At 68.4% G+C, this 13,743-nt stretch carries 7 protein-coding genes; 3 read left to right on the forward strand and 4 right to left on the reverse strand.

All coding sequences use genetic code 11. From position 1 onward, the window contains the following. Window positions 1-24: 24 nt before the first annotated feature. Window positions 25-2,880: a CRISPR-associated helicase Cas3' gene (cas3, locus tag Ade02nite_RS30110; RefSeq protein WP_203771283.1), complete on the reverse strand. Its 2,856-nt coding sequence runs from the start codon at window positions 2,878-2,880 to the stop codon at window positions 25-27. Further along, the gene (locus Ade02nite_RS30115; RefSeq protein ID WP_203771285.1) at window positions 2,877-4,979 is read right to left on the reverse strand and encodes a UvrD-helicase domain-containing protein; all 2,103 of its coding nucleotides are present in this window, start codon (window positions 4,977-4,979) and stop codon (window positions 2,877-2,879) included. Before Ade02nite_RS30115 ends, cas3 begins: the two co-directional genes overlap by 4 nt. Before the next feature lie 185 nt (window positions 4,980-5,164). Between Ade02nite_RS30115 and Ade02nite_RS30120 the strand changes: the two genes are divergently transcribed. Next, the gene (locus Ade02nite_RS30120) at window positions 5,165-6,421 is read left to right on the forward strand and encodes a serine/threonine-protein kinase (RefSeq protein ID WP_239169174.1); all 1,257 of its coding nucleotides are present in this window, start codon (window positions 5,165-5,167) and stop codon (window positions 6,419-6,421) included. A 13-nt stretch (window positions 6,422-6,434) separates the two neighbouring features. On the opposite strand, the gene Ade02nite_RS30125 is transcribed toward Ade02nite_RS30120, so the two are convergent. Beyond that, on the reverse strand, window positions 6,435-6,827 hold the full coding sequence (locus tag Ade02nite_RS30125) for a hypothetical protein (RefSeq protein WP_239169175.1): 393 nt from the start codon (window positions 6,825-6,827) through the stop codon (window positions 6,435-6,437). Between the two features lie 630 nt (window positions 6,828-7,457). Between Ade02nite_RS30125 and Ade02nite_RS30130 the strand changes: the two genes are divergently transcribed. Beyond that, window positions 7,458-9,539 carry an N-6 DNA methylase gene (locus Ade02nite_RS30130; protein ID WP_203771291.1) on the forward strand — a complete coding sequence of 694 codons (2,082 nt, stop codon included), beginning with the start codon at window positions 7,458-7,460 and terminating at the stop codon, window positions 9,537-9,539. A gap of 2,077 nt (window positions 9,540-11,616) precedes the next feature. Here Ade02nite_RS30130 and Ade02nite_RS30135 read toward each other — a convergent pair. Continuing rightward, window positions 11,617-13,377, reverse strand: a complete 1,761-nt coding sequence (locus Ade02nite_RS30135; protein WP_203771293.1) for a sigma-54-dependent Fis family transcriptional regulator — start codon at window positions 13,375-13,377, stop codon at window positions 11,617-11,619. Window positions 13,378-13,493: 116 nt separating this feature from the next. On the opposite strand from Ade02nite_RS30135, the gene Ade02nite_RS30140 reads away from it, so the two are divergent. Then, the gene (locus Ade02nite_RS30140; protein ID WP_203771295.1) at window positions 13,494-13,730 is read left to right on the forward strand and encodes a hypothetical protein; all 237 of its coding nucleotides are present in this window, start codon (window positions 13,494-13,496) and stop codon (window positions 13,728-13,730) included. Window positions 13,731-13,743: the final 13 nt, after the last annotated feature.

Here is a 13,743-nt window from a genome sequence, read left to right on the forward strand (position 1 = left end):
TGTCGTCAAAGCGAATCGCCTCTCTTAGTCATTTCGCATGGCCCGGAGACCCTCATGAGAGTCATAGTGGAGATCGAAGAAACCGATCCGCGCGTGACCACCTCCGTCGATGTCCAAGACGAGCTCGCCCGCCAGCCAAGGGCTCTCCTGCCAAGCGCTGACATCAACTCGACGCTCCAGCGCGTCGATGACCTCGTCGATTACGTCGACGTCCGTCATAGATCGGGGGAGGGGCAGGGTGCAGCGGGCGACCTGCCGGGCCAGCCGCCAGTCGGGCTCGCCGGCGGTGGGCACGACTAGGCCACCCCCGTCGATCCATGGCGGGACAACCAGACCGTCCTCGGTCCGGACCAGTAGCAGAACCTCCAGGGTCTCCCCGTCGGTGTCGCGGACGTGCCCGCGCGCTGTCCGGTCGTCCGCGTCACCCACTCCGCCGGACAGCCAGCCGATCAGCGGTGTCCCGCGGGCAGCGACGCCGGCGAGGCGGAAGCCATCAGCCTTCAACTCCTTGGCCGTGAAGACCTCGCGCTGTTTCGCCTCGGCGTCGGCCAGCGCCGGTTGCCACGCCTGCGGACCGACTTCCGTCTCGCCGTAGGCCGCTTGGGTGAGCGTCGCGATGTCGGCCGGCAGCCGCAGCGGTTCGCCGTCCAGATGCGGCAGTAGCACAGCGGCGCTGCGGAGGAGCATGGCGGGCTGGTAGACCAGACGCGAGCCGCGGACCGGTTCGGGTGGCTCGTGAGCCCAGTCAGCCCCGGTGATCCAGCAGGTCGGCGTTGCCAGCGCGGCCGGGCGGTCACCGCGCGGGTGCCTGTGCAGTCGGCCGATGCGTTGCAGTACCAGGTCGACCGGTGCGAGGTCGGTGACGAGAAGGTCGAAGTCGATGTCCAGGGACTGCTCGGCGACCTGGCTGGCGACCACGACGTGCCGATGTGGCCGCTGAGCGCGGTCGGGCGGCCCGAACGTGTCGGTGAGCCAGCGGTCCTTCGCGGCCCGGTCCACCGCCATGAAGCGCGAGTGCGCCACCGCCACCGGCATTTCCGGGCCAAATGCCGCGCGCAAATCCTCGGCGGTCTGCTGGACACGTGCGACGGTGTTGCGGATTACCAGGGCGCAGCCGCCGTCGCGTAGCTGCTCGCGAAGCAGACTGATCAATGCCGCCGGCTCGTCGTCGAGGCGGCGGAGACGTACCTGATTGCCTCTCCCGGAATCGGCGCAACTTGTCATGGTGGCGCCGCGCCCCTCGGCCGAGGTGGTGATCAGGGGATAGCGCATGTCGGCGCGCACATCCGCGTACGGATCGATCCTCGGTTTGCCGCGGTCTCGCCAGGTGAGCGGGGGAGGTGGACCGAGCCGGCCGTTGTCGTACGCCGCCAGCAGTTCCGCACGCCGGTGCGCGGGCAGGGTCGCCGAGAGCACAACGACCGGTACGCCGTACGCGGCGAGCCATTCCAGCGCCCGGTCCAGGAACCGTCCCATGTACACGTCGTAGGCGTGGGCCTCGTCGATGACGACAACCTTCCCCGCCAGTCCGAGGTGGCGCAGCACCAGGTGTTTGCCGCGGAGCGCAGCGAACAGCAGCTGGTCGATCGTGCCGACGACGAAGCTGGAGAGCAGAGCTCGTTTCGACCCGGCCAGCCATATGTGCACGCCGACCTTCACGCCGCCGGAGTCTTCCGCGATGGAGCTCGGCAATGAGGCGGTGCGCAGCCGGTCGTACTCCGTGTTGAGAGCGGCCTTGCCGTGGGCGAGCCGCACGTCGCGATCCCCGCGGCCGACCTGGGCATCGGGTAGCCGGCGCAGCCAGGACAGCATGCGGCCGAACATGGCGTCGCTGGTGGCCCGGGTCGGCAGCGCCAGGTAACAGCCGGAGGCCCCGATGCGCTGGGCGAGGATCTCCACCGCTGCGAGTGCAGCTTCGGTCTTTCCTTCTCCCATGGCCGCCTCGACGATGAGCATGCCGGGGGTCGGCATGCTGGTGGCCAGTTCGGTGACAATCTGTTGCACGGGACGCGGCACCGCACCGGAGGGGAGGGCGAAGCGGGTGGCGAAGAGCTCGGCCACACCGGCCGGCGGGACGGTCGGCTGCCACGGGACGGGCAGGTCGACCTCCTCCCACCCGCCGCGAAGCCGGTCGTGGTCCGAGGTGTCCAACAGGTACGGGAAGAACTTCTCGTTGCTGGCAATCCAATCGGCCATGATGACCAGCCCGGTGAGAGCTGCCTGTGCCGGTTGCGATAGCGGTGCCCCCGCCCAAGCTTCTAACTGATCGCTGGCGCCGGACCGGTCGGTCATCCAGGCGAGCAGTTCGTCCTGAACCTTCTGCCACGCTTCGTCGCCGATCAGGTTGCGACGGATCGCGATGGCTTCCAGCATCTCGTCGGTCGGCGGGAGGCCATGGTGTCCGCCGACGACGACGGCGTACGGGTGCGGATCGATCCAGCCACGCTCGCGTAGCCAGTCGGCAAGCACCATCTGGCCGGCCGCGTCGTGGCGGGCCCACTTCCGGCCGGCGCAGATCCGCTCGTGGTCGAAGTCGAGCCCGCGGTCGCGCATCCGCTCCACCAGGCCGGCGGAGCGGCCGTGAAAGGATGCCTGGACGGCGAAGGCCGGCGTCGCCTTGCCGATGTCGTGCACTCCAGCCAGCCAGATCGCCAAGGTGCGCCCTCCGGCGTCGCCACCGGGCAATTCATCGGCGATACGGCGGCGTACGGCGAGACTCAACCAGTGGTCCCACAAGCGACCAGCTACATCGGCCGAGTCTGCGAGGTGCCGCCACAGCGGCAGCCAGCCGACTACGGACTGGCCCGTACGGTCGGTCTTTCCCCACACCGAGCGGGCTGCATCGCTCAGCCCCGGCCCGCTCTGTCCGACGGTGCTCATGCCAGCGCCGGGAGCAGTTCGCTGGGCTGGCCGCTGTGCGACAGGTAGAGCACGTCCCGCGCCCTCGTGAGCGCTACGAACAACAGACACCGTTCGCGCTGCATGTCCTGCCGGTGGGCGTGCGGGTCCTCGGCCGCCGAGGTCACCGCGTTGACCGACGGCAGCACCCCCAGCTCAAGACCGACCACGGCCAGGCATTGGAACTCCAGCCCTTTCATGCCGTGCATGGTGGCGACCCGTACGCCGTCGATGCCCTGCTTGTCGTCGGCGACCGGGATGTAGGCGCCGGCCAGCGTGGTGGTGATGGACTTGACGAGCCTTCCGCTGCGGGCGGCCACGCCGATGGCGTGCGGTTCGACGCCCTGTTCCAGCCAGGTGCCGACGCGTTCGATCAAGGCCTCGAACTCCTCGTCGCGATTCGGGTGGCTGGTCAACTCCGGCATGCCGCCCCGCGTGATCGATCGGTAGCCGCTCAGGGTGTCCGGGGTGTCGTCCAACCCGACCACGGCGTCGGGGTCGAGAACCTTCACCGACAGGTCCAGGATCTCGTGGGTCGTGCGGTAATTGACGGTCAGTCTGCGGGTCCGGCCACGCACCGGGATTCCGAGCCTTGTCAGCGAGACCTGGCTGTCGTAGATCCGCTGATAGGGGTCGGCGAGCAGGAACATGTCGTTCTCCCCGGCAGGAACGAGCGCGCGAAGCAGACGCCACTGTGCGGGGTGCAGGTCCTGGCCTTCGTCCACGACGACATGCCGGTAGGAGCTCGGCGCACGTCCAGCGATGATCGCCGCCTCGTCGGCGAGCTGTGTGTGGGTCCGCATGCGCAGCTTGGACAGCTTGGCGACCACGCCCATGATCGCGCTCCAGACCTGATCGCGCTGTGCTGCGCGCAACCCGGCACCCCGGCCCTTGCGCTGAGTCTCGCGGTAGGCCTCCGCGCTGGTCAGCTGCTGGGCCAGGATCACTTGTTCCCACTCGCGCTTGAGAAAGGCGCCACTGACCCGGGTGATCGCGCCGGTGCGGGTCACCTGAGTGGGGCCGGCTTCGGCGGCTTCCTCCCACAGCGGGTCTGTGATCGCGTCGGTGGCAACGGTGATCTTCTTGCCGTTCTGGGTGACGATTTGGTGCGCCAGCTTGTCGACGCCGACGACGTCGATCCGGCGTAGTACAACGGGGTCGGTGGTAAGGAGACGTAGCTGCCTACCGAGAGCGTCGGCGAGCGAACGGGTGAAGGTGGTGAGCAGCACCTTCGATCCGTCTTCGGGCAGTCGCCGTGCGAGAAAGACCGCCCGGTGCAGGCCGGTGACGGTTTTGCCGGTGCCGGCGCTACCGGTGATCAGGGCGGGGCCGGTGTAAGCCGGGCGGTAGGCGACGTCGCGTTGGGTGGGGTGCAGGAAGGTGCGCCACACGTCGAACGGGTGAGCGAGGACGGCGGCCAGCTCGACCGGACCCGAGACGAAGGCGATCCGTTCCGGGGTGCGCTGGGCGGCCGTGAGCAGATCGTCGGGATCCGCGTTGCTGACAATTCGTTCGGCCATCTCCGCCCAGACGTCTTGAGCGGACATCCCGCTGGCCAGGCCGCTGAGGACATCGAACTGGGCCTGGGGGAGCAGCGCAGCCAGGCTCTCCAGTTGCTTGTCGGTACTGATCAGCCGCAGCAACGGCATCAGGTCGCCGTCCACGCCCAGCCGTTTGAGGTCCGCCGTCGAAATCTGGTCGAACAGGGTGCCCGTGGCCGGCGGCGGGGTGGCGTGGGTGAACTCCTCGATGCCTGCCTGGTCGCGAACCTCGAGAACACCGATCGCCTGGTTGACGGTGAACCGCCGGCTTGTCGCAAAGGCGTTGGCGTCGTCGTGGGGCAGCACGTTGAGCAGCGCATATCGCTGTCGGCCGAGAGCGAGCACGACACCGCGATAGAACTGGTCGATCCGGATAGTGCGAACGTTGGGATCCCTTGCACCGGCGAGTTTTTCCAGATGCAGGCCGGCGTGGGTGTGCGCGGCGAATTTCTCGATCGCGGCGAGCACCGCATGCTGCACCGGCCGCTGCAGCTTCGCATAGGCGGGCAGGAATCCCCGGTCGATGGCCAACTCGGCCATGAACCCTCCCTTGATCGAGCACTCACCACGGGCCGGTTCACCATCGCACGGGCACCACCTTGAACGCAACGTGTGAACACAGTTTCCAAAGATATGTCCGGTCGGATGGGCGGGAGTCGGAGGAACGTCCGATGGTCCAATGTGAGGGCAAGTCTTCAGCCGCACCGGGCTGTTACGCTCAGCGCGTGGTGGCGGGCGTGCACCTGAACAATCGATACCGGATGAGCCGTCTTCCCTTGGCGCACCAGGGGATGGGCGAGGTCTGGCAGGCGCGGGACACGGTGCTCAACCGTGAAGTGATCGTCAAGTTGATCTCCTCATCCATGATGGACGCGGAGCTGGCGAAGAGATTCCAGCGAGAGGCGCTGTTGACGGCGGGCCTCGTTCATCCTGGCGTACCCGCCGTCTACGACTTCGGTCAGCACGAGGGGCGCTTCTACCTCGTACTGCAGAAGATCGAAGGCGTCGCTCTCTCCGATCTGGTCGAGGAACATCACCCTCTGCCGGTTGCCTGGGTCGCTGCCATCGGCGCCCAGATCAGCAGCGTCCTGATCGCGGCCCGGCGCATCCGCCTGATCCACCGGGACATCAAACCGGGCAACGCCATGCTGGAGCCGAACGGCGCGGTGAAGGTGCTCGACTTCGGCCTCGCCGCCGTACACGGAGACGAACGCTACTCCAGAATCACGCAGAGCGGCGACAGTTTGGGCACCCTCGGCTACATGGCTCCAGAGCAGATCGAAGGAAGCCGCACGGACCACCGCACGGACCTCTACGGGCTCGGCGCCACGCTCTTCCACCTGCTTACCGGCAATCCGCCCTTCGACGGCCCCACCACCACGATCACCGTGCAGCGCCAGATGCAGGACTCCCCGCCCCGCCCGGCCGATCTCCGCCCGGAGATTCCGAACGTCGTTGACGACCTGGTTCACGCGTTGATGGCGCGGCGCCCACAAGACCGTCCGGCCAGCGCGGCCGAGGTGTATGCGATGTTGGCGCCCCTTGCTCGAAACTTGCCGCCGATCCCCGGTGCGGTCAGCAATCAGCCCGATGCGGTACGCGCGTACGCCGCGGTGGTCGGCCAGGTGCCGCTGCGCGAGGAGCACGGGACGTGGGACGGTGCGGACCCGGATGTCGACGCGAGGAATGCCGGAGAGCACGCCGAGAAGTTGGCTGCAGCCGGCAATTTCCGAGCCGCCGCCAAGGAATGGCGGCGGCTCGCGAACGACCGCGCGGTCCAGCACGGCGACGAAGACCTCGTGGTCGTCGACTACCGACTGCGGGCCATCCGTATCCACGCAGAACTCGGCGAACACAGCCGAGCTCTACGCCAGTTGCATGCGCTCTTGCAGAGTGGAAACGGCATCGACGACCCGGAGCACCCTGCCGCATCGGCCATCCGGCGGGAGATTGCTCGACTCAGCGGGGGCGCGAGGGAGTAGCCGGCTGGCCGAGTCAGCCGGACGGCAAGCCCGCAAGCCGCACCGTTCTCGGATCGCTGAAGGCGCGCGGCAACAGGGCCGCCTTCTGCTCGGGGAACCGTTCGTACCGGTGGTGGAAGATCATCGCGCAGTTCTGTCCCCGAGTCTCTGTGGTCAGGGCACGCCGGGCCAGTCGCGAATACATGCCGCTGTGCTTTAGCCAGGCGGCTTCTTCGCCGTGGCGGTCGAAGCCCCGGCCGATGGCCGCGTGGCCGAACGCGTCGTGCACCGCGCGGAACATGTCGTTCTCGGCGTCGCTGAGGTACGGATGAGGATTGTCGGTGGCAGCGGTGGCGAACACCTTGAGCGTACGGTGCGCCAGGTCGTCAATCATGGTGCCGGCCTTGGTGTAGGGGTCGACATCCATGACGCGGACGGTCACCCCGAGTCCCCCGAATTCCGGGCGGCCCACGAGATACTCGTACTGTCGTACCGTTTCACGCCGAAACGCATCGTACGAAGCGACAGCTTGTTGATCCAACGTCGGCGCGGCCACGTAAGCCGCTGCTATGGCCGCTCCGAGTGCCGGATCGAGGCGCACTCGGGCGTAGTCGCCGGGCGGGACCCAGTCACGGCAGCCCCACCGTCGCGCACCGTCGACGAGATGCGGGACTGCCGAGAGCGACGGTCTCGTCCCGGACGTGAACGATTGCGTAGGCGTCGATGCGGACGAAGCCAATCGTGTTCATGATCCTCCTCGAGTTGTCTGTTGCGAAGTGAGCGCGCCAGCTAATTAGCGGGTGTGCGGAGCCGTGGGTGGAGTCATCACCGACCGGCTCTCCGGAGGGTCAGCGGCGCGTTGCTCCCCGCGGAGCATCACGCCCAGCCTGCGAATCTCCGAAACCCTGCGGTCGTGGTGGAGCTTGGCGAACTTGCCGATAGTCGTGCTGTGGCCGCGCCGTCCCATGGGACCTCCCAGCGTCTGTGTGAGCCAATGACAGCATACACATCCCGTGAAGTCGGTTCACAGAAATATGCGGCGTGCTAGCGTTCACCCGTGACACCTTCACGAGGCTCGGCCGGCGGTGGCCCCACCCTGACCGCCAGTGGTATCGCGCGGCTGGCCAACGTCGGCAGACCGGCAGTGAGTAACTGGCGCCGTCGTTACGCCGACTTTCCGCCTCCGGTGGCTGGGACCCCGGGCAGTCCCCAGTTCGATGCGGAAGCAGTCGAACAGTGGTTGCGAAAGCAGGGCAAGCTGCACCAGGCCAGCCCGGAGCAACTCGCCTGGCGATACATCGAGAACTATCAACCAGCAGCCCAGCTCGAAGACGCACTTGTCGCCTGTGGCGCCTATCTGCTGGTCAGCAAGGACCTCCCGGGCGACAAGCAGGACACGCTGCCGACCCCGAAGCAGATCCTGACGGAGCTCCGCGCACTCGATCGCGATCTGGCCGAGCTGATCGGGACGGTGTTGCCGCATCGATGGACGTCACAGCTCGCCACCGTGCTGCGTGCAGCGGGTCAACTTAGCCGGGAACAAGAGCCCGAGGTCGCGTTCGAGTACCTGCACAACCAGTACGCCAATTCGGCTCAGTCGTTGTCCGGTCTGGCCAACACTCCGGACGGCGTCGCCGAGCTGATGCTGGCCCTCGCGGGCCACGGAGCGGTCACCCTCGATTTCACGAGCGGCACCGGCTCGATTCTCCGCCTGGCTGCCGATCGTGCCTTGCGAGAGCGCGTCCCGATCCGCTGCTACGGCCAGGAGATCAAGCAGCAATATGCGCTGATCGCCTTGTTGCGCTTGGCATTCGTGTATCAGCGTGCCCGAAGCTCGGATCTGCCGATGGCTCCGCCGGTCATGCGCGTCGGCGACAGCCTGCTCGCCGACGCCTTCCCGGAGCTGAAGGCCGACGTTGTCGTCGCGAACTTTCCATTCGGCATCCACGACTGGGGTCATGACCAGCTCACCTATGACCCCCGATGGGTGTACGGCCTACCCCCGCGAACCGAGCCGGAACTTGCCTGGGTGCAACATGCGCTGGCGCACCTGCGCGTCGGTGGCACCGCAGCCGTGCTCATGCCTCCTGCCGCCGCGCTCAGGCCGGCCGGTCGGCGTATCCGCGCTGAGCTCGTTCGCACCGGCACGCTGCGTGCGGTTGTCGCCCTGCCCCCGGGTCTGATGCCCCCCGCCGGCATCAGTCTCCACATTTGGGTGTTCACCCAGCCGGATCCGGAGAAGGAGGCCGACGACCGCCTTCTGTTCATCGACAGCACCGCAGCATCGCCGGGCAGCTCTCTGATACAGCCCATTGTCAAGGCGTGGCGCGACTATCTGTCAGGTCGCGACGCCAGTGAATCCAACGTCCACCGTGTCGTCTCCGCCCTCCAGGTGCTCGACGGGCAGGTCGACCTGACGCCGTGGCGATACCTGCCGCAGGCGGGCCCGCTGGCGGTCGACCCCGTTCGAACTCTCGAGAAAGCCAGGGAGTTCGAGATGCTCATCGAGCAGACGCGAGAGAGCCTGCCCGCCATCCAGGAAGCGCAGACAACCGCCTTCGCGCGAGCGCCCCAGGCCAGCCTCGCCGACCTGATCCGGTCCGGCAGCGTCATCGTGCATCAGCGCGCCGGTTCACGACCGCGATCAGACCCAGCATCGCGGGGGAGCACCATCGACGTCCCAGCCAGTGGCCTTGCCCGAACCTCGGCGAACGGCGACGTCGTCCCCGTGGTCCGTCATGACGACATCCTCGTCCCGGTCACGGGTCACGAGATCGTCGCCCGGGTGGCCACCACCGAGCAGGTCGGCGAGGAACTCGGGCCCGGCCTGCAACTCGTGCGCGTCGACGGCACGCAGTTCGACCCCTGGTTCGTGGCCGGCGTCCTGTCTCGCACCGAGAACGTGCGCGTCGCCGGCCGCGCGTCCAGCGCCGGCAGCGGCATGCGCCGCATCGACGTGAGACGCCTCGCCATTCCCGTGCTTTCGCTCGCTCAACAACGCGTGTACGGGCAGGCGTTCCGCCGCCTCGCCGTGTTTGAGGCGAAGCTCCGCGAGGTGACCGCAACAGGCGAAACTCTCGCCCGCGAGATCAACGATGGCCTCGCCTGGGGATCCCTGACCACCCGAGACGAGCGATGAGACCGTGGACGGGGCCTCTTCGTCATCTCGCGCCAGTGCGGTGGGAGATCGCCGCGATGGTCAAGAACACCGCGCGCTGGCCCCCGATTGAACCGGGTCCCAGCGTCGCTACGTCTACGGTCCGAGGCATCGAGACGATGTGCCGGACCAGGCTGTGCGTGTGCCGCCACTTCGGCGTAGAAGAAGACAAGCGTAGACTGATCGCAGCCAACGGAAGTGAACAAAACGCGGACTATTGATCTTCATTCCTGCAGGTCAATTAGCCCGCTCCCCGCGCACGCGGGGATGATCCGGCGGCGAACACCATGGCCGTCCGGCCCGCTGCCCGCTCCCCGCGCACGCGGGGATGATCCCCGACCACCGCGCTTTCGCCGCTTCCTCGCCGCCCGCTCCCCGCGCACGCGGGGATGATCCTGCCGTACTGGTAGGTGCCACCCCACACGTGGACCGCTCCCCGCGCACGCGGGGATGATCCCGGGAAGCCGCGACGCTCGGCGACCCGGACGGACCGCTCCCCGCGCACGCGGGGATGATCCCCCGAAGTACACCGGCGGCGTGCTGATCAAGGACCGCTCCCCGCGCACGCGGGGATGATCCGCGCTGGCCGTCGCCCGGCCGCCACCCCCAAGGCCCGCTCGCCGCGCACGCGGGGATGATCCGGAGTCCGGCGATCACCGCTTCCGGCGGATGTCGACCGCTCCCCGCGGACGCAGGGATGATCCGAAGCACGAGAAGCGCACGGCCGCCGTGAAGAACCGCTCAGCGCGCACGCGGGGATGATCCCTCCCTCACGAACACCCAGCGCATGGAGCTGCCCCCCCGCTCCCCGCGTGCGCGGGGATGATCCCTACGCCAACGCGGCACGGTTCAACCTCGCGGATCGCTCCCCGCACGCGGGGATGATCCGGTAGAGACGTTGGCGGCCTGCACGGGCTCCGTCCGCTCCCCGGGCACGCGGGGATGATCCGAAGAACAAGGACTCGCTCGACGTCCACACCGCCCACTCCCCACGCACGCGGGGATGATCGGGAACGTCAACGGTGACGATGCCGTCACGGGAACACCCCGCGTGCGTGCGCGGGGAGCAGATCCCCGGGGGTGCGCGCGGAACGATCAGCCCTTGGAACACCCCCACGTGCGCGGGGAGCAGACGATCTTCTTGGCCTCGCGCTTCGGGATCGGCGGAACACCCCTGCGTGCGCGGGGAGCAGCGACCTTCGTTCCGCCATCATGCTGCTTGTCGTCGGAAAACCCCCGCGTGCGCGGGGAGCAGTGCCGGGGCTGAGATCGAATCGGAGTCGATCCCCGGAATACCCCCGCGTGCGCGGGGAGCAGGTCATCCCCGATCGGGACGACCGCGGCAAGCCGGGAACACCCCCGCGTGCGCGGGGAGCAGGACGCCCCGTTTCTCCCGGATCAGTTCGATCCAGGGAACACCCCGCGTGCGCGGGGATGATCCCAGGGGATTAGTCACGGCTCAGGGCCGCCAGTGCCGCTTCCCGCGCACGCGGCGATGATCCCATGATCTAAGGCCCGACGGCCCGCTTCCCGCGCACGCGGGGATGATCCCATGCCCGACTGGTGGGCCCGAGCCGAGCGGGCCCGCTCCCCGCGCACGCCGGGATGATCCGCTCTGTGGTCGGAGGCCCACGATACGTGATCGCCGCTCCCCGCGCACGCGGGGGTGATCCCGCGATCCGCAAGCACGAAACGTTCATCACTGACTGCTCCCCGCGCACGCGGGGATGATCCCAGCTACATCGACGAGCTCCCGTCGGCCTGCCTCTGCTACCCGTGCACGCTGGATGATCCATACCGGCCTCCCAGTCGCGGACGCACTGGCGCACCTGCTCCCGGCGCACCGGGGTATACCCGTTCGCCATGAACGGCGGCACCGTTACCGTTAGCCGCTCCCCGCGCATGCGGGGATGATCCCAGCTACGACGTTCTGCAGCTGGTCGTCAGCCGCTGCTCCCCGTGTACGCGGGGATGACGTTGGGAGACGGCACCAGTGCCAGGCGCGAGGGCAGACCGGTTTCCACACGGTCGGCCTACGCATCTATGGCCTAGCCGAACGTCACGGCGGCGCCTCCGCTCGCCCACTTGGCGGGGCCACAATCCCGTAATCATGGATCTTGCGATAGATGGTGGCCCGCGACATCCCCAGTGCCGCCGCAGCCTTCACCTTGTTCCCGTTCCAGTCCAGCAGGCTCCGGACGATCGCGTCGCGTTCCATGGCCTCCAACGGGCTCAGCAAGCGCCGGCTCACCGTGCGGCACTCCGGCGGCAGGTCCGCCGGCAGGATGATCCCGCTGCGGCGATGCTGGACGATGTTGCGCAGGACTTGCCAGAGCTGTCCGACGTTGCCCGGCCAGCTGGAGCGGCTCAACATCTGCAGAGCCTCGGGTGAGCAGACCAGCCGGCCGTCGGGCGCCAGCTTGGCCAGGAAGAAGTGGACCAGCGCCGGCACGTCCTCCAGGTGATAGCGCAGCGGCGGCAGCTCCACCGTGGTCGGGAAGAAGCGCAGCAGGTCGGCCTGCTCGGGCTGTGCCCGGTGGAAGGTCACGGCGATCCACAGCGACGCCGGGGCCTGCGCGGCCAGGTGGCACAGCGCGCGCAGGCCGGTGCGGCCGGCTCGGTCGGCGTGCTGGATGACCAGGGTGCCCTCGCCGGCCTCCAGTTCGCGGCGGAGGTCTGTCAGCCAGGTGCGGCCGCCGGTGGCGGCGTCGATGACGGCGAAGTGGGTGCCGGCGCTGTCGTGCTGGTGGATGGCTCGCACGAGGGCGAGTTTTCCCACGCCGGGCTCGCCCTCCAGGGCCAGCCATTCGCCGGCCGTGTAGGCGGCTCGCACCTGGTGGCAGCTGCGTAGCCAGAGGCCGCCGGAACCGACCAGGTTGGGCAGGAAGCGGATCGGGGCCGGCGCCGCCGTCGCGGGGTGGTGCTCGGCCAGTTTGACGTGGACCACACCGCCGCCGTGCACGGGGCGGCAGAACAGGCGGGCCCGCACGCCGCTGGGGAGCTCGACCATCGGGGACGTGGACGGGTTGCGGCCGGCCAGGGCCTCGGCCGCCTCGGCGAGCAGCACCGCCTGTTCGGCGGGGTCGAGGGCGTGCCGGGCGGCGTCGTTCATCATCACCACGTCGTTGTTGAGGGCGAAGACGATTCCCGCGGTACGGCGGCACGTCCGCAGGTATTCCTGGAGCAGCGCGATCTCGCGGACGCCGCTGTCGGCCAGCATCGCCTGCTGGATCTGGCCGGCGGTCGACTTGGCGAGGGCCAGCAGCAGCGGGTCGGCGTCGCGGCGCCAGCACGTGAGGTCGACCGCGCCGACTGTCTTGCCGGTGATCGGGTGGTGGATCGGCACGCCGGCGCAGGCCAGGTCCTCCAGGTGCTCGGCGTAGTGCTCGTGGCCGAACACGTGCATCGGGCGGCCGCCCTCCAGCGCGGTGCCGATGCCGTTCGTGCCCACGTACTCCTCGGCGTAGCTGAAACCGGGCGCCAGGTTGACCGTGTCGAGGTGGGCGTCGAGGTCGCGCCCGGCGTCGAGCCGGGTCAGCACGAGCCCGGCCGGGTCTGTCAGGATGATGCTCACCGGCTGGCCGTCGAGGTGTTCGCGCAGGTGCCGCAGCACCGGCAGGGCACTGCGGGTCAGCGGGGTGTCCAGGTCGGGGTCGCGCTGGTAGGGCAGGGCTATCCGGTCGGCGGCCACGTTGAACCGCCGGGACCGCCACCACGAGGCGAGGATCGCATCGCGTACGTGGTGAGTGTCGATCTCGTCGGCGGAGAGGAACCGTTCGCGGGTCTTGGCCAGCTGGCTGGGGTCGGGATTCTGCGTCATGGGTCCCCCAAGGGGAGACACGTGAGTTACGAGCTGGTTACACGTTACGCGAGCGGTCCGCCCCACCTGTCTCATGTTGAGACCCCGATTCCCCGATCGCGCGATGGACTCGGGTGATGGAGGAGACGTTCAACCCGTGGACTGTCGTGAACGTCGTTTTTCACCACCTGGCGGAGAGCGGGCTTCACCCGACGCTCGGCGGCGCCGATCCGGGCGCGCCCGCCGCCGCGTTGCTGCGCGCGCTGGGCATCGAGCCCGCGGCGGAGGGAGATCGTCAGGTCGGTGAGCGGTCCAGAGCCCACCTGGCCGAGCTGCGCGCCGCGGTGCTCGGGGACCCGCCTGACTCAATGTGAGACCGCCGCGGGC

Origin of the sequence: Paractinoplanes deccanensis (genome assembly GCF_016862115.1) — a bacterium.
Taxonomy (GTDB): Bacteria; Actinomycetota; Actinomycetes; order Mycobacteriales; family Micromonosporaceae; genus Actinoplanes; species Actinoplanes deccanensis.

What these genes read in the sequence shown, in the direction of transcription:
- cas3 (WP_203771283.1), bottom strand. Translation starts at nt 2,880, where the DNA reads ATGAGCACCGTCGGACAGAGCGGGCCGGGGCTGAGCGATGCAGCCCGC.
- Ade02nite_RS30125 (WP_239169175.1), bottom strand. Translation starts at nt 6,827, where the DNA reads ATGGATGTCGACCCCTACACCAAGGCCGGCACCATGATTGACGACCTG.
- Ade02nite_RS30135 (WP_203771293.1), bottom strand. Translation starts at nt 13,377, where the DNA reads ATGACGCAGAATCCCGACCCCAGCCAGCTGGCCAAGACCCGCGAACGG.
- Ade02nite_RS30140 (WP_203771295.1), top strand. Translation starts at nt 13,494, where the DNA reads ATGGAGGAGACGTTCAACCCGTGGACTGTCGTGAACGTCGTTTTTCAC.
- Ade02nite_RS30115 (WP_203771285.1), bottom strand. Translation starts at nt 4,979, where the DNA reads ATGGCCGAGTTGGCCATCGACCGGGGATTCCTGCCCGCCTATGCGAAG.